The 19,910-nt window shown below is 70.1% G+C and carries 19 protein-coding genes and 1 riboswitch; of the genes, 6 read left to right on the top strand and 13 right to left on the bottom strand.

The genetic code is table 11. The annotated features are described in order from the left end of the window. Positions 1-50 precede the first annotated feature (50 nt). Positions 51-1,415 carry an NYN domain-containing protein gene (locus IE248_RS17880; protein WP_037791540.1) on the bottom strand — a complete coding sequence of 455 codons (1,365 nt, stop codon included), beginning with the start codon at positions 1,413-1,415 and terminating at the stop codon, positions 51-53. A 39-nt stretch (positions 1,416-1,454) separates the two neighbouring features. After that, complete coding sequence (locus IE248_RS17885) at positions 1,455-1,694, bottom strand: hypothetical protein (protein ID WP_008738811.1); 240 nt, start codon at positions 1,692-1,694, stop codon at positions 1,455-1,457. Positions 1,695-1,831: 137 nt separating this feature from the next. Here IE248_RS17885 and IE248_RS17890 point away from each other — a divergent pair, with 137 nt between their 5' ends. Further along, positions 1,832-2,554 carry a rhomboid family intramembrane serine protease gene (locus IE248_RS17890; RefSeq protein ID WP_037791588.1) on the top strand — a complete coding sequence of 241 codons (723 nt, stop codon included), beginning with the start codon at positions 1,832-1,834 and terminating at the stop codon, positions 2,552-2,554. Continuing rightward, the gene (locus IE248_RS17895) at positions 2,551-2,832 is read left to right on the top strand and encodes an Lrp/AsnC family transcriptional regulator (protein WP_008738815.1); all 282 of its coding nucleotides are present in this window, start codon (positions 2,551-2,553) and stop codon (positions 2,830-2,832) included. Before IE248_RS17890 ends, IE248_RS17895 begins: the two co-directional genes overlap by 4 nt. Positions 2,833-2,851: 19 nt before the next feature. Here the strand turns inward: IE248_RS17895 and IE248_RS17900 are convergent, their stop codons facing one another. From IE248_RS17900 to ctaE, 6 genes are all read right to left on the bottom strand, one after another. After that, the gene (locus tag IE248_RS17900) at positions 2,852-4,261 is read right to left on the bottom strand and encodes an aminotransferase class V-fold PLP-dependent enzyme (RefSeq protein WP_229895372.1); all 1,410 of its coding nucleotides are present in this window, start codon (positions 4,259-4,261) and stop codon (positions 2,852-2,854) included. Between the two features lie 217 nt (positions 4,262-4,478). Then, positions 4,479-4,595: riboswitch (SAM riboswitch) on the bottom strand. 122 nt (positions 4,596-4,717) lie between these two features. Next, positions 4,718-5,782 carry an anthranilate phosphoribosyltransferase gene (gene trpD / locus IE248_RS17905; protein ID WP_008738818.1) on the bottom strand — a complete coding sequence of 355 codons (1,065 nt, stop codon included), beginning with the start codon at positions 5,780-5,782 and terminating at the stop codon, positions 4,718-4,720. 155 nt (positions 5,783-5,937) lie between these two features. Continuing rightward, positions 5,938-7,566 carry a cytochrome bc1 complex cytochrome b subunit gene (gene qcrB / locus IE248_RS17910; protein ID WP_037791543.1) on the bottom strand — a complete coding sequence of 543 codons (1,629 nt, stop codon included), beginning with the start codon at positions 7,564-7,566 and terminating at the stop codon, positions 5,938-5,940. Continuing rightward, positions 7,563-8,621 (bottom strand): cytochrome bc1 complex Rieske iron-sulfur subunit, encoded by a 1,059-nt coding sequence (gene qcrA / locus IE248_RS17915; RefSeq protein WP_008738820.1) that lies wholly within the window; start codon positions 8,619-8,621, stop codon positions 7,563-7,565. Before qcrA ends, qcrB begins: the two co-directional genes overlap by 4 nt. Continuing rightward, the gene (gene qcrC / locus IE248_RS17920; protein WP_008738822.1) at positions 8,618-9,427 is read right to left on the bottom strand and encodes a cytochrome bc1 complex diheme cytochrome c subunit; all 810 of its coding nucleotides are present in this window, start codon (positions 9,425-9,427) and stop codon (positions 8,618-8,620) included. Before qcrC ends, qcrA begins: the two co-directional genes overlap by 4 nt. A gap of 76 nt (positions 9,428-9,503) precedes the next feature. Continuing rightward, on the bottom strand, positions 9,504-10,124 hold the full coding sequence (ctaE, locus tag IE248_RS17925; protein ID WP_008738823.1) for an aa3-type cytochrome oxidase subunit III: 621 nt from the start codon (positions 10,122-10,124) through the stop codon (positions 9,504-9,506). 187 nt (positions 10,125-10,311) lie between these two features. On the opposite strand from ctaE, the gene IE248_RS17930 reads away from it, so the two are divergent. Further along, positions 10,312-10,716 carry a DNA-binding transcriptional response regulator gene (locus IE248_RS17930; protein ID WP_073780928.1) on the top strand — a complete coding sequence of 135 codons (405 nt, stop codon included), beginning with the start codon at positions 10,312-10,314 and terminating at the stop codon, positions 10,714-10,716. A gap of 151 nt (positions 10,717-10,867) precedes the next feature. Here the strand turns inward: IE248_RS17930 and IE248_RS17935 are convergent, their stop codons facing one another. The 4 genes from IE248_RS17935 to ctaC all read right to left on the bottom strand — a co-directional run bounded on the left by IE248_RS17935 (position 10,868) and on the right by ctaC (position 15,335). Further along, entirely contained in the window at positions 10,868-12,115 is a 1,248-nt protein-coding gene (locus tag IE248_RS17935; protein ID WP_008738837.1) for a L,D-transpeptidase, read from the bottom strand. A 123-nt stretch (positions 12,116-12,238) separates the two neighbouring features. Beyond that, on the bottom strand, positions 12,239-12,637 hold the full coding sequence (locus tag IE248_RS17940) for a cytochrome c oxidase subunit 4 (protein ID WP_008738838.1): 399 nt from the start codon (positions 12,635-12,637) through the stop codon (positions 12,239-12,241). Beyond that, entirely contained in the window at positions 12,634-14,364 is a 1,731-nt protein-coding gene (gene ctaD, locus IE248_RS17945; protein WP_008738839.1) for an aa3-type cytochrome oxidase subunit I, read from the bottom strand. The genes IE248_RS17940 and ctaD overlap by 4 nt, the downstream gene beginning before the upstream one ends. After that, positions 14,361-15,335: an aa3-type cytochrome oxidase subunit II gene (gene ctaC, locus IE248_RS17950; RefSeq protein ID WP_008738840.1), complete on the bottom strand. Its 975-nt coding sequence runs from the start codon at positions 15,333-15,335 to the stop codon at positions 14,361-14,363. Before ctaC ends, ctaD begins: the two co-directional genes overlap by 4 nt. A 283-nt stretch (positions 15,336-15,618) precedes the next feature. On the opposite strand from ctaC, the gene IE248_RS17955 reads away from it, so the two are divergent. After that, entirely contained in the window at positions 15,619-17,001 is a 1,383-nt protein-coding gene (locus IE248_RS17955; RefSeq protein WP_190031141.1) for a cysteine desulfurase/sulfurtransferase TusA family protein, read from the top strand. 57 nt (positions 17,002-17,058) lie between these two features. Here IE248_RS17955 and IE248_RS17960 read toward each other — a convergent pair whose 3' ends face one another. Next, a complete protein-coding gene (locus IE248_RS17960; RefSeq protein ID WP_073798989.1) occupies positions 17,059-18,033 on the bottom strand; it encodes a carbohydrate kinase family protein in 975 nt (324 codons plus the stop codon). A 132-nt stretch (positions 18,034-18,165) separates the two neighbouring features. Between IE248_RS17960 and IE248_RS17965 the strand changes: the two genes are divergently transcribed. Further along, positions 18,166-18,384, top strand: a complete 219-nt coding sequence (locus IE248_RS17965) for a hypothetical protein (RefSeq protein WP_008738843.1) — start codon at positions 18,166-18,168, stop codon at positions 18,382-18,384. A gap of 89 nt (positions 18,385-18,473) precedes the next feature. After that, positions 18,474-19,907: a hypothetical protein gene (locus IE248_RS17970; RefSeq protein ID WP_190031142.1), complete on the top strand. Its 1,434-nt coding sequence runs from the start codon at positions 18,474-18,476 to the stop codon at positions 19,905-19,907. The last annotated feature ends 3 nt before the right edge of the window (positions 19,908-19,910 follow it).

A 19,910-nucleotide genomic window follows, 5' to 3' on the forward strand; every position in this document is an offset into this window, starting at 1 on the left:
GACGGTACGTCCCCCACAGGTGTGGCCAATTCCGGCATTGAGCCCAGCAGTTATGAAACGCGCGAAAGCCGCTTCAGCAACAAAGCGGACGTCACCGGCCGGGCCCCGGCCTTCGCCACCCCGTCGGCGACCTCGCGGTCCGTGGAGACCACCACCACCGGCCGGCCCGCCGGCTCGGCGCGCACCAGCTGGCGGATCAGCTCGTCCGCCGTGACCCCGGCCTTGGAGAACAGCACCCGCACCCCGCGCGGCGGCGCGAGCAGCACCGGGGCCGCCAGTTCCGCCCCGTCGAAGACACAGGTCATCTCCGCGCCCGTCTGCGCGGCCAGCATCGACAGCCCGCCCAGCAGCCGCAGCCGCTGCTTCTCCAGCGGCATCGTCGGATAGCCCGTCTTCGTCACGTTGTAGCCGTCGACCACCAGATGGGCCTGGGGCAGCGCCAACAGCTGGTCCAGCAGCGCCGGATCGGTCTCCGACAGGGCACGCGCCGCGATGTCCTTCGGGGTCATCCGGCCCGGCTCCACCGCGTCCACCGTGTCCGCGGGCCGCGTCGACACCGGCGGCAGCGCCAGCTCGCGGCGCAGCCCGGCGGCCGCGTCGAGCACGGTGTCCAGCAGCAGCCGCAGCCGCATGTCCTCGATGCTGCGCCCCTCGCGGGTGGCCCGGCGGGAGGTCTCCAGCGCCGTCTCCACCTCCGCCAGCCGGGACTTGAGCCGCCGGCTCTCGCTCTCGGCCGAAGCCACCTGCGCGGCGGCCTCCGCGCGGAAGCCGTCGATCTCGGCCGTGACCTTGCGCAGCGCGGCCTCGCCCCGCTTGACGTCACTGAGGGCGCTGCGCAATTTACGCTGAAGCGATTCCGCTTCCTTGCGGGCGGCCTCCAGCTCGCCGCGCACCTGCTCACCGCCGGTGCGCTGCAGTTCCCGTACGTGGGCCAGCTCCTCGCGGAGCCGGTCCAGTTCGCGCCGGCTCTCCTCGTCGGCCCGCTCGGCGTCGGCCCGCTGGGCCTCCTCGCCCGCGGCGGCCACCAGCTTGACCCAGCCGGCCGGCCGCAGCACGTACGCCGCGGCCGCCACGTCCAGCGGATCGGCGGCGGCGGGCGGAGCGCCGGACTCCAGCGCGGTGGCCAGCTCGGCCTGCGCCTCGCGGAGCTTCTCGGCGACCCGGCCCCGGAAGACGGCGTCGCTCTCCACGGCCGCCGCCATCGCGTTGCCGGCGAACTTGGCGCGCCGGGTCGGGGTGAAGCGGGCGTACTGGCGCAGCTGCGCCGGGAGGTCCGCGACCGTCAGCGCGCCGAAGGCGTCCGAGACGAGCGCGATGACCCGGCGCCGCACGCCTTCGGGCAGCGGGCGGTCGAGCGCGTCGGCGCGGTCGCCGGCCGCGTCGGCCGGCTCAGCGCCGCTTTCTGGCTCCACGATCCGTCACCCCTAGCGTGATCTACTGTGGGCCCGGCTCCTTCAGGAGTCCGCGCCCGGCCTGTCGACGAGCTCGATCTGGTCCACCGCGTTGCACCAGCGGCAGCGCACCGACTCGATGGTCTCATTGACCACCTCGCGCTCCTCGACCTTGGGCTCCCCGGCCAGGTCGAGGTGAACGTACTCGACGACCTTCGACGAACGGGTGACATCGAACCGCGTGAGGTTGCCGCACAGGGTGCAGCGCCACCGGGTGGTGTCGGTCGGCAGGGGAACCGTCATCAGGCCGCTCTCTCCTTCGTAGCTCATTCAATTAAAGCCGTCGCCCGGCTCGTCCGCTCAGGTGTCCGCGCACGCAGCTCGTAACCCTACGGCCTGCCACCGCTCCGGGTGGGGCCGGTTGCGTCATGCTCGGTCGCATGATCGTAAGGTGGCGGGCCGTCCGCGAGGCCGCGCGGGGCCCGGTGATCACCCACGCCCTCATCGCGGGCTGCTGCGTGGTGTTCCTGATCGGACCGGCCTCGGGCCTGAACCCGTCGTACGGGACGGGTGACCGGCTGCTGGAGACGGGGACGGCCTACTTCCGGCAGTGGGGCGTGGTCCCGCAGGAGCTCTTCGAGGGATCGCCGCGAGCCCTGCTGACCCCGCTGACCGCGCTGTTCGTCCACGGCAGCTGGCTGCACCTGCTCGGGAACATGCTGTTCCTCTACGTCTTCGGCGCGATGACGGAGGAGCGGATGGGCCGACCGGAGTTCCTCTGCTTCACCATCTGTACGGGCTACCTCGCCCTCGCGGCGTACGCGGCGGCCAACGCCTCCTCGGACCAGACCCTCGTCGGGGCGTCCGGGGCGATCTCGGCGGTGCTGGGGGCGTTCCTGTGCCTGTTCCCGCGGGCGCGGGTGACGAGCCTGTTCCCCTTCCTGCTCTTCCTCCCCCTCCGCTTCCCGGCGTGGCTCGTACTGCTGTTCTGGTTCGCCCTCCAGTGGCTGGCGGCGCACCGCGCGGAGAGCGGCCCCGGGGTGGCCTACCTCGCCCACCTGGTGGGCTTCTCGCTGGGCTTCCTCTACGCGTGGGTGCGATACCGGCGTACGACTAGAGTGAGGCGACCAGCGACGGCCAGCGAGGGAGACAGCCAACCGTGATCACCGCGATCGTGCTCATCAAGACCAGCGTGGACCGCATCCCCGAGATCGCCGAGTCCATCGCCGCGCTGGACAGCGTCAGCGAGGTCTACTCCGTCACCGGCACGTACGACCTGATCGCCCTGGTCCGCGTGGCCCGCCACGAGAACCTCGCGGACATCATCCCCGGCCGCATCAGCAAGATCCCGGGCGTCGAGGCCACGGACACCCACGTGGCGTTCCGTACGTACTCCCAGCACGACCTGGAAGCGGCCTTCGCCATCGGCCTCGACGCGTAGCCTCCCGCCGGACGCGGGGTCAGACGGCCGGCACGCAGCGGCCCTCTTCGGTGCGGTACTGCCACTTGGCGCCGTCCGCGACGAGCTCCCCCACCGCGCGGACGAAGCGCTCGACGTGCTCGTCGGGGGTGCCGGCCCCGAAGCTGACGCGGATGGCGTTCAGGGAGCGCTCGCCCGGAGCGGCCTCGGGGGCCCCGCACTCGCCCTGGGCCTGCGGCTCGCTGCCGAGCAGGGTGCGCACCAGTGGGTGGGCGCAGAACAGGCCGTCCCGGACGCCGATCCCGTACTCCGCGGACAGCGCGGCGGCGAAGTGGGAGCTGTTCCAGCCGTCCACCACGAACGAGATGACGCCGACGCGCGGCGCGTCGTCCCCGAAGAGGGACAGCACGCGGACCGCCGGAACCTCCGCCAGGCCCTCGCGGACCTTCGCGATCAGGTGGCGCTCCCGCTCGACGAGGCTCTCGAACCCGGCCTCGGTCAGCGCGCGGCAGGCGGAGGCGATGGAGTAGACGCCGATGACGTTCGGGGAGCCGGCCTCGTGGCGGGCGGCCGTGGTGTGCCACTCGACCTCCACGCCGCCGTCCTCGCGCCGGGCCACCTTCCGCGAGGCGCCGCCGCCCGCGAGGTAGGGCTCGGCCTCCTGGAGCCAGTCCGCCCGGCCGGCCAGCACGCCCGAGCCGAACGGCGCGTACAGCTTGTGCCCCGAGAAGGCGACCCAGTCCACGTCCAGCTCCCGCACCGAGACGGGGTGGTGCGGGGCCAGCTGGGCGGCGTCGAGCACGATCCGGGCGCCGTGGGCGTGCGCGGCGGCGGCGAGCTCCTTGACCGGCCACAACTCACCGGTGACGTTGGACGCGCCGGTCACACAGACCAGCGCCGGACCGTGGGGGTCGCGGCCGGCGAGCGCCCGCTCCAGCGTGGCGACGGCCTCGGCCGGGGTGCGCGGCGCGTTGAGGTAGGTGACCCGGGCGTTCGTCCACGGCAGCAGCGAGGCGTGGTGCTCGGTCTCGAAGACGAAGACCTGGCAGTCGGCCGGCAGGACGGAGGCGAGCAGGTTCAGCGAGTCGGTGGTGGAGCGGGTGAACACCACCTGGTCGCCGGGGCGGCAGTCGAGGAACTCGGCGACGGTGACCCGGCTCTGCTCGAAGAGGTCCGTGGACAGCTGGGAGAGGTAGCCCGCGCCCCGGTGCACGCTGCCGTAGTACGGGGCGTACGCGGCCACGTCGTCCCAGACCCGCTGGAGCGCGGGGGCGCTGGCCGCGTAGTCGAGGGCGGCGTAGCTGACCTCGCCGCCGGTGACGAGCGGGACGGTGACGTCACGGCCGAGGACGGCCAGCGGCGCGGCGGCCAGCGGCTGGGCTGCGAGCGGCGGGGCGGCAGCGGCGGTGGTCGCGGTGGTGGCGCAGGCGGTGTTCAGGGATGCGGACATGGCGGAATCTCCCGGCGGGGCAGAGGTGAATGGCTTCGGTGTGCCCGCACGCGGGTACGGCTCAGCGGCCGTCCGGGTACGGGAAGTGCCTCGGAATGAACGGGGGTACACGGAAGTGACCCTGTTCCGAGGGGTGAAGAAGGGGCGGAGTCGCCCTATCGCATTCGCTTGCTCACGGAAAAAGCTCCTCGAAAGACCAGGACCCCTGGTGTCGAGGGATCCGCGCTTGCCGTAGGCCTTGCTGCCTACGACCTGGTCATCACCCGGGGCACCCCGCCACGGAAGGAGGGTTGCCGGACAGCAAGCCGGGGCCTAAACGCTGTCACTCGTGACCTGTTCAGCATCCTGCCACAAGATCTCCCACGCGCAAGACCCCGGTCCGCATCGTGGACCGGGGCCTGCTCTTTCACGCCGTTCTCGTACCGCTCCGCCGCGGCCGACCCGGCCTGCGCGCCGCTAGGCGTTGCTCGCCGCCACCCAGCGCTCCAGCGCGGCCCGCGCCGCACCCGAGTCGATGGACTCGGCCGCACGGGCGATCCCGGCGGCGATCTGCTCCTCCAGCGAGGCGGTGCCCGGGTCCAGCGCCACCAGCGCCGCCGCCGAGTTCAGCAGCACCGCGTCGCGCACGGCGCCCGTCTCCCCGGCCAGCAGCCGGCGGGCGACGTCCGCGTTGTACGAGGCGTCCGCGCCCCGCAGCGCCGCGACGTCGACCAGGCCGATGCCCACGTCGCGCGGGTCGAACGGCCGCTCCTCCACCCCGCCGTCGCGCACCCACCACACCCGGGAGGTGGCGGTGGTCGTCAGCTCGTCGAGGCCGTCGTCGCCGCGGAAGACCAGCGCGGAGGAGCCCCGCTCGGCGAGCACGCCCGCCACGATGGGCGCGACCCGGGGGTCGGCCACCCCGGTCGCCTGGGCCCGTACCCGCGCCGGGTTGGTGAGCGGGCCGAGGAAGTTGAACAGGGTCCGGATGCCCAGCTCCTTGCGGGCGGCGGCCACGTGCCGCAGCGCCGGGTGGAACTTCACGGCGAAGCAGAAGGTGATGCCCGCCTCCGCCGCGACCTCCACCACCCGGGCGGGGGTCAGGTCCAGGTTGACGCCGAGCTTCTCCAGGACGTCCGAGGACCCGCTCGCGGAGGACGCGGCCCGGTTTCCGTGCTTGACCACCTTGGCGCCCGTGCCGGCCACGACGATCGCCGACATCGTGGAGATGTTCACCGTCTTGGCCCCGTCGCCGCCGGTGCCGACGATGTCCACCGTCCGGCCCGGCACCTCGATCAGGTTGGCGTGTTCGTACATGCTCCCGACGAGGCCGCTGATCTCCTCGACGGTCTCGCCCTTGGCGCGGAGCGCGACCACGAAGCCCGCGATCTGGGCGTCGGTGGCCTCCCCGCGCATGATCCGGTCCATGGCCCACGCCGTGTCGTCCGCGCCGAGGTCGTGGCCGGTCAGCAGGGCGTCGAGGAGGCCCGGCCAGCCGCGGGCCGCCACGCTGTCGCCGCCTGCCGGGGTCACAACGTTCATGGTCCGCTCCTGAGGGTCCACGTGGAAAGGGGAAGGGGGCAAGCCTATCCAGCCCCCGGGACGGCAGAGAGCCCCGTCCGGACACTGGACGGGGCTCTCACCGTGGCGACACCAGGACCGACCGGAGTCAGTCCCTCATGCGATGGTGCGGGGGATCAGTGGTGGCCGTGGCCGCTCTGGATCTCCTTGTACTCCTCGACCGTGGCCTTCGGGATGAAGTTGTCTTCCCCGTAGTAGCCCTTGCTGAGCTTGGCGCGCAGCTTCTCGGTCATCTTCACCTTGCGCTCGACACCGTTCTCGTCGACCGTCGGGCCGATCTCGACCGGCGCGTACTGCTCGTGCGCGGTGAGGGAGTGCAGCTTGCCCTGCGACAGCGGCTCGTGGACCTCGACGAACTCACCGTGCGGCAGGCGCTTGATGATGCCGGTCTCGCGACCGTGCAGCACCTTGTCCCGGTCCCGGCGCTGGAGGCCGAGGCAGATCCGCTTGGTGATGATGAACGCGACGACCGGGCCGACGAAGAACGCGATGCGGGCGAACCAGGTGATCGCGTTGATCGACAGGTGGAAGTACTGCGCGAACATGTCGTTTCCACCGGCGATCAGCAGGATGACGTACCACGTCAGCCATGCCACACCGAAGCCCGTACGGGTCGGGACGTTGCGCGGGCGGTCCAGGATGTGGTGCTCGCGCTTGTCCCCGGTGACCCAGGACTCGATGAACGGGTACACCGCGATCGCCGCCAGGATCAGCGGGAAGATCACCAGCGGGACGAACACGCCCAGGACGAGCGTGTGGCCCCAGAGGTTGATCTCCCAGCCGGGCATGGCACGGATGAGGCCCTCGGAGAAGCCCATGTACCAGTCGGGCTGCGCACCGGTGGACACGTGGTCCGGACGGTACGGGCCCAGCGCCCAGATCGGGTTGATCGAGGCGATCGCCGCGACGGCCGCGATGACACCGAAGACCAGGAAGAAGAAGCCTCCGGCCTTGGCCATGTAGACCGGCAGCAGCGGCATGCCGACGACGTTGTTGTTCGTCTTGCCGGGACCCGCGAACTGGGTGTGCTTGTGGTAGAAGACCAGGATCAGGTGGGCCACCAGCAGGCCCATCATGATGCCGGGCAGCAGCAGGATGTGGATCGAGTAGAACCGCGCGACGAAGTCGCCGCCGGGGAACTCTCCGCCGAAGAGGAAGAACGACAGGTACGTGCCGACGATCGGCACGGACAGGATCGCGCCCTCCATGAAGCGGACACCGGTGCCCGAGAGCAGGTCGTCCGGCAGCGAGTAACCGGTGAAACCGGTGAACATGCCGAGGACCAGCAGCAGGAAGCCGAAGACCCAGTTGACCTCACGCGGCTTGCGGAACGCGCCGGTGAAGAACACGCGCATCATGTGCACGAGCATGGCCGCGACGAAGATCAGCGCGGCCCAGTGGTGGATCTGCCGGATGAGCAGGCCGCCGCGGACGTCGAAGCTGATGTCCAGGGTCGAGGCGAAGGCCTCGGACATCGTGACGCCCTGCATCGGCACGTACGAGCCGTGGTACACGACCTCGTTCATGCTCGGGTGGAAGAACAGCGTCAGGTACACACCCGTGAGGATGATGATGATGAAGCTGTAGAGGCAGATCTCACCGAGCATGAAGGACCAGTGGTCCGGGAAGATCTTGCGCATGTTCGACTTCGCGAGCGAGTAGATGCCCAGGCGGCCGTCCGCCCAGTCAGCTACGCGTTCGCCGGCCGGCGCTTTGCGTGCCTTGGTGTCAGTGGCAGTGCTCATCCGCGCTCCCAGAATGCAGGACCGACGGGCTCTTCGAAGTCGCCGAGCGCCTCGAGGAAACCTTCGTCATTGACGCCGATCCGCAGCTGCGGAAGCGCGTGACCAGCCGGGCCGAAGATGACTCGGGCGCCGTCGGAGAGGTCGAAGGTGGACTGGTGGCACGGGCAGAGCACGTGGTGCGTCTGCTGCTCGTACAGGCTGATGGGGCAGCCGACGTGGGTGCAGATCTTGGAGTAGGCCACGATCCCGTCGTGGGACCACTCCAGCTCCTTCTTGTCCTTGATGTTCTCCGGCTGGATGCGGACGATCATCAGGGCGGCCTTGGCGATCTGGACCTGGAAGTCGTGCTGGTCCTCCTCCAGGCCTTCCGGCATGGCGAAGGTCAGCGACCCGACCTGCACGTCCTCGGGACGCAGCGGCTCCATCGTGTTCTGGTTGATGAGCATCTTGCCCTTCGCCCAGACCGTCTTGCGGAGCTTGACCTCGGGCAGCGGGCCCAGGTCGCGCAGGATCACGACGGCGGACAGCGGCAGCAGGGCCAGCGCGCCGAGCATCGTGTTGCGGATCAGCGGGCGACGGCCGATGCCGGACTCGTTCGCACCGTCGGCGAAGTCCTGGAGGACCTTCGCCTTGACCTCCGCGGGCGCCGCGATCGCGTGGCGCTCGTCGGCGACCTCCACGTCGGACATCAGGGTGCGGGCCCAGTGGACCGCGCCCGCGCCGATGCAGAAGAGGGCCGTGCCCAGGGTCATGCCCAGGGCGAAGTTGAGCGCGCTCACCTTCCCGATGGGGAAGATGAAAACGATCTTGTCGACCGGGAAGGTCACGTAGGAGGCGATGAAGCCGATCGTGGCGAGCATCGACAGGGTGAAAAGCATCGCCACGGTGCGCTCGGAGCGCTTCGCGGCCCGCTCGTCGATGTCCTGGATGCGCGGCTTGTGGACCGGCAGGCCCGGGTCGGCGAACGGGTCGTCCGCCACCGCGACACCGCCGTGGTGCGCGTCGCCCTGCTCGCTCGGCAGGTGCTTCTCTTCGGGAATGTCTTGGCTACTCATGACTTCTTGGCCTTAGCGGTGTGGGCCGCGACCCAGACGGCGACAGCGATCAGCGTACCCAGACCGAAGATCCAGCCGAACAGACCCTCGGAGACGGGGCCGAGGCCACCGAGCTTGAGGCCGCCGGGGCTGGTCGCCTTCTCGCCGTTGACGTTCTGGAGGTACGCGATGATGTCCTTCTTCTGCTTCTCCGGCATGGTGCTGTCCGGGAAGGAGGGCATGTTCTGCGGGCCGGTGAGCATGGCCTCGTAGATGTGCTTCGGCGAGACGTCCTCGAGGTTGGGGGCGTACTTGCCGTTCGTCAGCGCGCCGCCCTCGCCGGTGAAGTTGTGGCACTGCGCGCAGTTGTTGCGGAACAGCTCACCACCCCTGGCGATGTCGGCACCCGCCGGGTCGTACTGCTTCTCGGTCGGCGTGCTCGGGCCGGCGCCGAGGGAGGCGATGTACGCGGCCAGCTGGTCCGTCTCGGCCTGGGTGTAGATGACGGGCTTCTTCGGCACCTGGGCGCCGGGCTGCTGGGCGGGCATGCGGCCCGTGCTCACCTGGAAGTCGACCGCCGCAGCGCCGACGCCGACCAGGCTCGGGCCGTCAGAGGAACCCTGACCGCCGGTTCCGTGGCAGCTTGCGCAACCCACGGCGTAGAGCTTCTTGCCCTCCTCGATGGCGAGGGACTGGGCGGTTTCGTCGGCCTGCGCATTGCCCGCGGGCGCGAAGGCGGCGTACAGCCCCCCAGTGACCGCCAGCGCGAAGAGTAGAACGACGACCGCCGCCAGCGGATGGCGTCGTCGTGCGGAGAGCTTTTTCACGGATTACCCCGGTGTCAGGATCTTCTGCGTCGGTGTTTCTGGATGGAGTGCCGGGCCGAGCCCGGTGACGTATTCGCTACTTGATCAGGTAGATCGTGGCGAAGAGGCCGATCCAGACGACATCGACGAAGTGCCAGTAGTAGGACACGACGATGGCCGACGTGGCCTGTTCGTGGGTGAACCTCTTGGCCGCGTACGTCCGGCCGAGGACCAGCAGGAAGGCGATGAGACCGCCCGTCACGTGCAGCCCGTGGAACCCGGTGGTCAGATAGAACACCGAGCCGTACGGACCGGACGAGAGGCTCATGCCCTCGTGCTTGACCAGCTCGGTGTACTCGAACACCTGGCCGCCAATGAAGATCGCACCCATGACGAACGTGATGATGAACCACGTCCGGAGCTTCTTCACGTCACCGCGCTCGGCGGCGAAAACGCCGAGCTGGCAGGTGAGCGAGGAGAGCACCAGGATCGTTGTGTTCGTCGCCGAGAAGGGCAGATTCAAGGCCGAAGCCTGTTCTGTCCAGTACTCGGCACCCGTCACGGATCGCAGGGTGAAGTACATCGCGAAGAGGGCCGCGAAGAACATCAGCTCGGAACTCAACCAGATGATGGTTCCGACGCTGACGAGGTTCGGCCGGTTGACCGTCGGGTGCGCGTGCCCGGTATCTACTGTCGTTGCTGTCGCCACGACCGACATTATGTCGGTCGCTTATCCCGCCCTCACCCCGGGGGGTGCCGTTCGGAGTGTCCAGGGCGTGTGCAAGGCCCGAACGGCCCATCAGATCGTCGGTCGCGAGGCTGTCCGAAGCGATGTTGACACCGGGTCGGACGGAGTAGCATCCCGCGCAACATCAACGTGATTCACGTGACACGTGGAGGACGAAATGCGGGCGACTGCGCGGGTTCTGGTCTACAGCGACGACGCGGGTACCCGGGAGCAGGTGCGGCTGGCGACCGGGCGCAGGCCGGCGGCGGACCTGCCGCCGGTGGAGTTCGTGGAGTGCGCGACGCTTCCGGCGGTCCTGAGCGAACTGGACGCGGGCGGTGTCGACGTCTGCGTGTTGGACGGCGAGGCGGTCCCGGCCGGGGGCATGGGCGTGTGCCGTCAGATCAAGGACGAGATCTTCCGCTGTCCGCCGGTGCTGCTGCTGATGGGGCGCCCGCAGGACGCCTGGCTGGCCACCTGGAGCCGGGCGGACGCCGCGGTCACCCTTCCGGTGGACCCGGTGGACTTCGCGGGGGCCCTGGCGGGGCTGCTGAGGGCGCGGCTGTCCTCTTCCGCCGCCTGAGCCGCCCGGGCCGCCCGGGCCCGGCGGCTGGGGACGGCTCGGTGCACGGGGCCCGTGAGGCTGTGGGGCGCCCGTGCACCGGTGTCCGCCGTACCCGCCCGCAGGGCCCCCGGCCCGGCCCCGCGGCCGTCCTGGGGGCCCTGGGCGGGGCTCAGACCTGCGGGCGCAGGCGCGCCTGGTCCGTCGGGGTGCGGCCTTCCTCGGTGCCCTTGAGGAGCACGCTGCCCTCGCGCCAGTCCTTCCAGTCGAGGTTCCAGTCCCCGTAGCCGTTGCCGAAGTTGTCCATGTCGTCGCCGATGCTGTTGATCACCCTGACGATGTCGCCCTCGGTGATGTTCTCGTAGAACCAGGCGGCGTTGCCGGTGCTCATCCCGGTGCAGCCGTGGCTGACGTTCTCGTAGCCCTGGGAGCCGACGGACCACGGCGCGGCGTGTACGTATTCACCGCTCCATGTCACCCGTGTGGCGTAGTACACCGGCAGGTTGTAGTACTCGCTGCCCCCGATGCCGACGGTGTCGCCGCGCATCTGGACGAAGTACTGCTTGCCGAGCACCACCTTGATGCCGTTGCGGGTGGAGAAGCCGGGCTTTCCGGTGGTCACCGGAATGGTGTTGATCACTTCTCCGTTGCGCTTGAACTCCAGGTAGTGCGAGGAGGCGTCCGTGGTGACCTCGACGCGGTCGCCGATCTCCAGCGTCAGCGGCTTGGAGGCGACGCCGTAGAGCTCGTCGGTGACCTTGATGCCCTCCAGATTGCTCCGTACGGAGACAGTGCTGTGGGCGGGCCAGTAATCCTTCGGGCGGAAGTGCAGCGTCTTGTCGTCCACCCAGTACCAGTTGCCGACGACGCCGGCCGGCATGTCGACGACCAGGCCCCGTTCGACGATGGCGCGGGCGGCCTTGTCCTTGACGGGTTCGCTGAGCTCGGCGGTGAGGGGCTGTCCGACGCCGTATTTGCCCTCCTCCGGGCCGAATTCGACCTTGAGGACCCCCTTGGCCGGGGTGGTGTCGAACGACATCGTGCGCTGCCCCGGGGCCCCGCGTTCGTCCTCCGTGCCCACGATGACGTTGTAGCGGACGCCCGCGGCCATCGGGACGGTGCTGTGCCAGCGGTCCCCGGTGGCGGAGAGCTCGCCCGCGAGGCGCCTGCCGTGGGTGTCCACGGCGGTGACGTCGGTGATCCGACCCCCACCGCTCTTGGCGGTGATCTCCAGGGGCTTGGTGTGGTCCACGGGGCGGCTGCCGGCCACCTGGTTGAAAGCGACGTGATCGCCCGCGTCGTACGGGCGGGCGGACAGCGGGTTGTCGGCGGACGACCCGCATGCGGTGGCGCCGGCCCCGAGGGACGCGACCAGCAGGGAGCAGCTGAGTACCGTCCAAAGACGCGGTGAGTGCTTCATGGAGCCAACGCTATGAAGGTATGAGAAATCCGGCGCGCGGGATGACTGCAAACGAGGGGCCCGGGTACCTCTGTTCGAGGTATCCGGGCCCCACGTGGTGGTGCTGCCTAGGTGCTGCGGGTCCTACTGGTTCTGGTTCTCACCGCGGTAGTACTCGTACACCCAGCCCCACAGACCGACCAGGATGACCGGGGCCGAGAAGTACATGAGCCACCATCCGAAGATGACGCCGCTGAACGCGAGCGCACCGCCGATGGCCAGCGAGAGCGGCTGCCAGCTGTGCGGGGAGAAGAACCCCAGCTCGCCCGCCTCGTCGGCGACCTCGGCCTCCAGGTTGTCCTGGGCCATCTCGTCCACGCGCTTGGCCGTGAAGGCCAGGTAGTAGCCGATCATGACGCTCAGGCCGAAGGCCAGGAAGAGCGCGGTGGTGCCTACGGGCTCCTTCGACCACACGCCGTACACGACGGCCATGATCAGGATGAAGAAGGAGAGCCAGAGGAACATCTTGCCCTGGATCTTCACTTGCCGGCCTCCTTGCCACCGGTGACTGCCGTGGTGGCCACGCTGTGGTCCTCAAGGTGGTCGAGGGCCGCGATCTCCGGGTGGTGCAGGTCGAACGCCGGGGATTCGGAGCGGATCCGCGGCAGGGTGAGGAAGTTGTGCCGCGGCGGCGGGCAGGACGTCGCCCACTCCAGCGAGCGGCCGTAGCCCCACGGGTCGTCGACCTCGATCTTCTTGCCGTACTTGGCCGTCTTCCAGACGTTGTACATGAACGGCAGCATCGACAGGCCCAGCAGGAACGAGCTGATCGTCGAGATCGTGTTCAGCGTGGTGAAGCCGTCGGCCGCGAGGTAGTCCGCGTAACGACGCGGCATGCCCTCGGCGCCCAGCCAGTGCTGGACCAGGAACGTGCCGTGGAAGCCGATGAACAGCGTCCAGAAGGTGATCTTGCCCAGGCGCTCGTCCAGCATCTTGCCCGTGAACTTCGGCCACCAGAAGTGGAAGCCGGCGAACATCGCGAAGACCACGGTGCCGAAGACGACGTAGTGGAAGTGCGCGACGACGAAGTACGAGTCGGAGACGTGGAAGTCCATCGGGGGCGAGGCCAGGATGACGCCGGTCAGACCACCGAAGGTGAAGGTGACCAGGAAGCCGATCGTCCAGAGCATCGGGGTCTCGAAGGACAGCGAGCCCTTCCACATGGTGCCGATCCAGTTGAAGAACTTCACACCGGTCGGTACCGCGATCAGGAAGGTCATGAAGGAGAAGAACGGCAGCAGCACACCGCCGGTGACGTACATGTGGTGGGCCCACACGGTCACGGACAGGCCGGCGATCGCGATCGTCGCACCGATCAGACCGATGTAACCGAACATCGGCTTGCGGGAGAAGACCGGGATGATCTCCGAGACGATTCCGAAGAACGGCAGGGCGATGATGTACACCTCTGGATGCCCGAAGAACCAGAAGAGGTGTTGCCAGAGCAATGCTCCGCCGTTCGAGGCGTCGAATACGTGCGCCCCGAACTTGCGGTCGGCCTCCAGCGCGAACAGCGCGGCGGCGAGCACCGGGAAGGCGAGCAGGACCAGGACACCGGTCAGCAGCACGTTCCAGGTGAAGATCGGCATGCGGAACATCGTCATGCCGGGCGCGCGCATGCAGATGATCGTGGTGATGAAGTTGACCGAGCCGAGGATCGTGCCGAAGCCGGAGAAGGCCAGACCCATGATCCACATGTCGGCGCCGATGCCCGGCGAGCGGACGGCGTCCGACAGCGGGGAGTAGGCGAACCAGCCGAAGTCGGCGGCGCCGTTCGGCGTCACGAAGCCGGCCACCGCGATGGACGAGCCGAAGAGGTACAGCCAGTACGCGAACATGTTCAACCGCGGGAACGCCACGTCGGGCGCGCCGATCTGCAGCGGCATGATCCAGTTCGCGAAGCCGGCGAACAGCGGGGTGGCGAACATCAGCAGCATGATCGTGCCATGCATGGTGAAGGCCTGGTTGAACTGCTCGTTCGACATGATCTGCGTGCCCGGACGGGCCAGCTCTGCGCGCATGAAGAGCGCGAGGAGACCGCCGATGAGGAAGAACACGAACGACGTGACCAGGTACATCGTGCCGATGGTCTTGTGGTCGGTCGTGGTCATCCACTTCACGACCACATTGCCCGGCTGCTTGCGCCGCACCGGCAGCTCGTTCTCATACGAGTCGGCGGCGGCACCCTGGGATTCGTTGAGGATGCTCACAGTTTGTTCACTTCCGCATTCCGGGCCGGGTCGGTCTGCTTGATGCCGGCGGGGAGGAAGCCGGTCTGGCCCTTCTCCGCCAGTTCCTTCAGGTGCGCCCGGTACTCCTCCGGCGAGACGACCTTCACGTTGAAGAGCATCCGGGAGTGGTCGACACCGCAGAGTTCGGCGCACTTGCCGACGAAGGTGCCTTCCTGGCTGGGCGTGACCTCGAAGACGTTGGTGTGGCCCGGGATGACGTCCTGCTTGAACAGGAAGGGGACCACCCAGAAGGAGTGGATGACGTCGTTCGACGACAGGATGAAGCGGACCTTCTCACCCTTGGGCAGGTAGAGGGTCGGACCCGGGTTGTTCGTGTCCGGGTTGCGCTCACCGGGGACACCCTTGGTGTAGACGCCCTCGGCGCCCGCCGGGAAGTCCTTGGTGAAGCGGTCCGGGATGGAGGCGAGCTCCTTGGGGACCTCGCCCGCCTTCGGGGTCACGGCGTCACCGTCGACGTTCTCGATGTAGTTGAAGCCCCAGCTCCACTGGTAGCCGACCACGTTGATCGTGTGGGCCGGCTTCGGGGTGAGCGCGAGCAGCTTCGACTCGTCACGAGCGGTGAAGTAGAAGAGCACCGAGACGATGATGAGCGGGACCACGGTGTACAGCGCCTCGATGGGCATGTTGTACCGGGTCTGCGGGGGGACCTCCACCTTCGTCCGGCTGCGCCGGTGGAAGATGACGCTCCAGATGATCAGGCCCCAGACCAGGATGCCCGTGATGAGAGCAGCTGCCCACGACCCCTGCCACAGGGACAGGATGCGAGGCGCCTCCTCCGTGACCGGATAGGGCATTCCGAGGCGGGGGAAGTCTTGCCAGTTGTACGAGCAACCAGTGGCGGTCGCCAGGACCGCGCCCGCAGTCAGCGCCTGGAGCAGCTTCCGCCGCATCGGGCGCCGCGGCGAGCGGTCGGAGCCGTAGGGACTCACGTAGCGCCTTCCCGAGAGTCTCGGCCCGCGCGGCCGGGCGCGGCCGTATTCGGGTCGGTCGCCGGCCCTGACGCAGGCAGGGGTTTGGATGTTTATGCGGACCAAACCCTACTGGACGCTATTTGGGGTCGCGCGGGGAGGGTGCCCAACGCGCCGCTACTGCCCCCGAAGGGATGGATCCGCCGTCTGGGGGACGGTCCATCCAGCCCTGAATGGTGGGCTCCGGTGGCCTTCTGACGGCCCCTGACCTCGAAGGTCACCCGTCGGCGGCTAGCGTGGCCGGATGCCGTACTTCGACACCGCGTCCGCCGCCCCGCTGCACCCCGTGGCCCGTCAGGCGCTGCATGCCGCCCTGGACGAGGGATGGGCCGATCCGGCCCGGCTCTACCGGGAGGGACGGCGCGCCAGGCTGCTGCTGGACGCCGCGCGGGAGGCGGCCGCCGAGGCGGTGGGCTGTCGTCCCGACGAGCTCGTGTTCACTCCTTCGGGGACGCACGCGGTTCACTCGGGCGTCGCGGGGGCGCTCGCCGGGCGCCGGCGGGTCGGCGGGCATCTGATCGTGTCGGCGGTCGAACACAGTTCCGTACTGCACGCGGCGGAGCTCCACGCGGCGTCCGGCGGCTCGGTGACGGAGGTCCCGGTCGGCCGGACGGGGGCGGTCGCGCCGGAGGGGTACGCGGCGGCGCTGGCCTCCGGGACGGCGCTGGCCTGCCTCCAGTCCGCCAACCACGAGGTGGGCACGGTCCAGCCGGTGGCGGAGGTGGCTGAGCTCTGCGGGGCGGCCGGGGTGCCGTTGCTCGTCGACGCGGCGCAGTCGCTGGGCTGGGGGCCGGTGGAGGGGGCCTGGTCGATCCTGACGGGCAGCGCGCACAAGTGGGGCGGCCCGCCCGGGGTCGGTCTGCTGGCGGTGCGCAAGGGGGTCCGCTTCTCGCCCCAAGGTCCGGCGGACGAGCGGGAGTCGGGGCGCTCCCCCGGCTTCGGGAACCTCCCGGCGATCGTCGCCGCGGCGGCGTCGCTGCGGGCCGTACGGGCCGAGGCGGAGGCGGAGGCGGCCCGGCTGCGGGTGCTGGTGGACCGGATCCGGCGGCGGGTGGCGCGGCTGGTGCCGGACGTGGAGGTGGTGGGCGACGCGGAGCGGCGGCTGCCGCACCTGGTCACCTTCTCCTGCCTGTACGTGGACGGGGAGACCCTGTTGCACGAGCTGGACCGCGCGGGGTACTCGGTGTCCTCGGGGTCCTCCTGCACCAGCTCGACCCTGACCCCGAGTCATGTGCTGCGGGCGATGGGGGTCCTGTCGGAGGGCAACGTACGGGTCTCGCTGCCGGCCGGGACGACGGCGCAGGAGGTCAACGGCTTCCTGGAGCTGCTGCCGGGTGTGGTGGCGGGGGTCCGGGAGAAGCTGGGCGTGGCGGAGCCGGTGGCGGCGGCCGAGCCGGTGGCGGAGTCCCTGGAGGTCGACGCGCTGGGGCTGCGGTGCCCGCAGCCGGTGATCGAGCTGGCCCGGGTGATCACCTCGGTGCCGGTCGGCGGGACCGTGACCGTCCTGTCGGACGACGAGGTCGCGCGGCTGGACATCCCGGCGTGGTGCGCGCTGCGGGGCCACGCGTACCTGGGCGAGTCCCCCCGCGGGCAGGGCGTGGCGTACGCGGTGCGCCGGCTGCGCTGACGCCGGCTTCGGGGTGGGGCGGGGCGCCGGCCGGCGCCCCGCCCCGCTCCGAGGGGGCTACGCCAGGTGGGCGCGGACCTCGGTGGCCGCGCTCTCGCCGTAGGCCTTGGTGAAGCGCTCCATGAAGTGGGCGCGGGCCAGCGTGTACTCCTGGGTGCCCAGGGTCTCGATGACCAGCGTGGCCAGCATGCAGCCGACCTGCGCCGCCCGCTCCAGGCCGACGCCCCAGCCCAGCCCGGTGAGGAAACCGGCGCGGAAGGCGTCGCCGACGCCGGTGGGGTCGATCTTGGCGGTCTCCTCCGGGCAGCCGACCACGATCGGGTCGTGGCCGACGCGCTCGATGCGGACGCCGTTGGAGCCCAGCGTCGTCACCCGGGTGCCGACCTTGGCGAGGATCTCTTCGTCCGTCCAGCCGGACTTCGACTCGATGAGCCCCTTCTCGTACTCGTTCGAGAAGAGGTACGTCGCGCCCTCCATCAGGGTGCGGATGTTCTCGCCGTCCATGCGGGCGATCTGCTGCGAGAAGTCCGCCGCGAAGGGGATGCCCCGGGTCCGGCACTCCTCCGTGTGGCGGAGCATCGCCTCGGGGTCGTCCGCGCCGATGAGGACGAGGTCGAGTCCGCCGACCCGGTCGGCGACCGACTTCAGCTCGATCAGCCGGGCCTCGCTCATCGCGCCCGTGTAGAAGGAGCCGATCTGGTTGTGGTCGGAGTCCGTGGTGCACACGAAGCGCGCGGTGTGCAGCACCTCGGAGATCCGCACGGACTCGGTGTCGACGCCGTGCCGGTCCAGCCAGGCGCGGTACTCGTCGAAGTCGGAGCCCGCCGCGCCGACCAGGATCGGGCGGGTGCCGAGCTGCCCCATGCCGAAGCAGATGTTCGGGCCCACACCGCCTCTGCGGACGTCGAGGTTGTCGACAAGGAAGGAGAGGGAGACCGTGTGCAGCTGGTCCGCGACCAGCTGGTCGGCGAAACGGCCGGGGAAGGTCATGAGGTGGTCGGTGGCGATGGAGCCGGTGACTGCGATACGCACGGCGTGGACGCTCCTGCGAAGGAAGGCAAGCTGACAGTCAAAACTACCCGGTACCAGCGTCGATACCGAACGTATGAAACTACCCCGTAGTAGCTCTTTCTTCGTCACCGACGGGGTGCCTACGGTGCCTCCATGACCTACACGGATGAGTTCGGGTACACCGAGTACGCCTCCGAGGGGCGCCCCGGGTTCGCGCGGCTGCTGGGCGACTGCGCCCGGATGGCCCCGCACTGGGCGGTCCCGGCCGGGCCCCGGCCCGACCGGGTGGCGCCCTCGCAGATCCACGGGATCAGCGTGCCGCCCGCCTCGGCCCGCCTGATCGCCGCCACGGCCGCGTACGGCGACCAGTAGATCCACGGCAGGGAACCAGAAACGCTCCGGTTCCGTCACACCCGCATCAAGCCCGAAGCGACCAGCGGGACAGGCGAAGGAGCGATGCGGTGACCAGCGAAGAACCCCAACCCGACACGACACGCGGCGCACGACGGCGGCCGGCCTGGGCCATCGGCTCGATCGCGGCCGCCGTCCTGCTCGCGGGCGGCGGTACGGCGTACTGGGCGGCCACGGCCCACGGCGACGGCGGGAGCGGCGGCCGTACGGGTGACAACGCGGCCTCCGCGCCCCGTGTCGCGCCCTCGGGCCCGGGCATCGCCCCCGGCGAGCCGGACCCGGGCGGAGCCGGGGTGACGTACCGGGCCGAGGGCGACCTGCCGAAGGCCCCGGCGAGCGCGCCGGCCTACGCCTCCACGGGCGAGACCGGCTCGGAGGAGGTGGCCCGGCTCGCGGCGGCCCTCGGCATCGAGGGCGCCCCGCGGCTGTCCGGCGAGATGTGGCAGGCCGGGGAGGGCGGCGACGGCTCCGGCCCCCGGCTGACGGTGAACCTCAAGGCCCCGGGCACCTGGAACTTCAGCCGCTACCAGCCGGGCAACGGCGCCGGGGACGACTGCGCGCGCGGCAAGGACACCTGTGGTCCGGGCACGCTCCCCCTGGAGGCGGGCCCCGGCAAGGCGCCGAAGGGCGGGCCGGTGACCGAGGAGGCCGCCAAGACCGCCGCGGGCCCGGTACTCGCGGCCGCCGGCCAGGACGGCGCCGCGCTGGACGCCCGCGCCACCGAGGGTTCGGCCCGGGTCGTCACGGCGGACCCGGTGGTCGGCGGACTGCCCACGCGGGGCTGGTCCACGAAGATCACCGTCGGCCCCGGCTCCGAGGTGCTGGCGGCGTCCGGCGAGCTGAAGGCCCCGGTCCGCGCGGGCGAGCAGAAGCTGGTCGGCGCGGCCGAGGCCCTGACCCGGCTGAACGCCAAGGGGAAGGGCCCTGACGACAGCGGCCCCGGCCCGAGCGGCTGCGCGACCTCGGTCCCGCTGGAGCCGGACGCCCCGGCCGGGTCCGGGCAGACCCCGCCGTGCAACCCGGAGCCCCGGCCGATGAAGCCGCCGCGGACCGAGACCGTACGGGGGGCCGTGCTCGGGCTGACGCCCGGGACGGTGGACGGGGCGCGGGGTCTGGTGCCGGCCTGGCTGTTCGAGGTGGCCGGCAAGGACGGCGCCCCGAACCACACGGTGGTCCAGCCGGCGGCGGCCGGGGACGACGCCCCGGCGCCCGGGAACGGACGGAGCGTGCCCGGATTCTCGTACGCGCAGGCCGACCGGAAGCTGACGGTGAACTTCTGGGGCAGCGCGTGCAGCACGTACGCCCTGGAGGCGCGGGAGGAGTCCGGTTCGGTCATGGTCAAGATCGTCGACACCCCGAACAAGCCGGGGCAGTCCTGCATCATGCTCGCGCAGGAGATGACCGTCACGGCCACGCTCCAGCAGCCGCTGGGCGACCGGAAGGTCCTCGACGCGACCTCGGGCAAGCCGCTCCCCCGCCAGTAGGCC

Origin of the sequence: Streptomyces goshikiensis, assembly GCF_014650555.1 — a bacterium.
Taxonomy (GTDB): domain Bacteria; phylum Actinomycetota; class Actinomycetes; order Streptomycetales; family Streptomycetaceae; genus Streptomyces; species Streptomyces goshikiensis.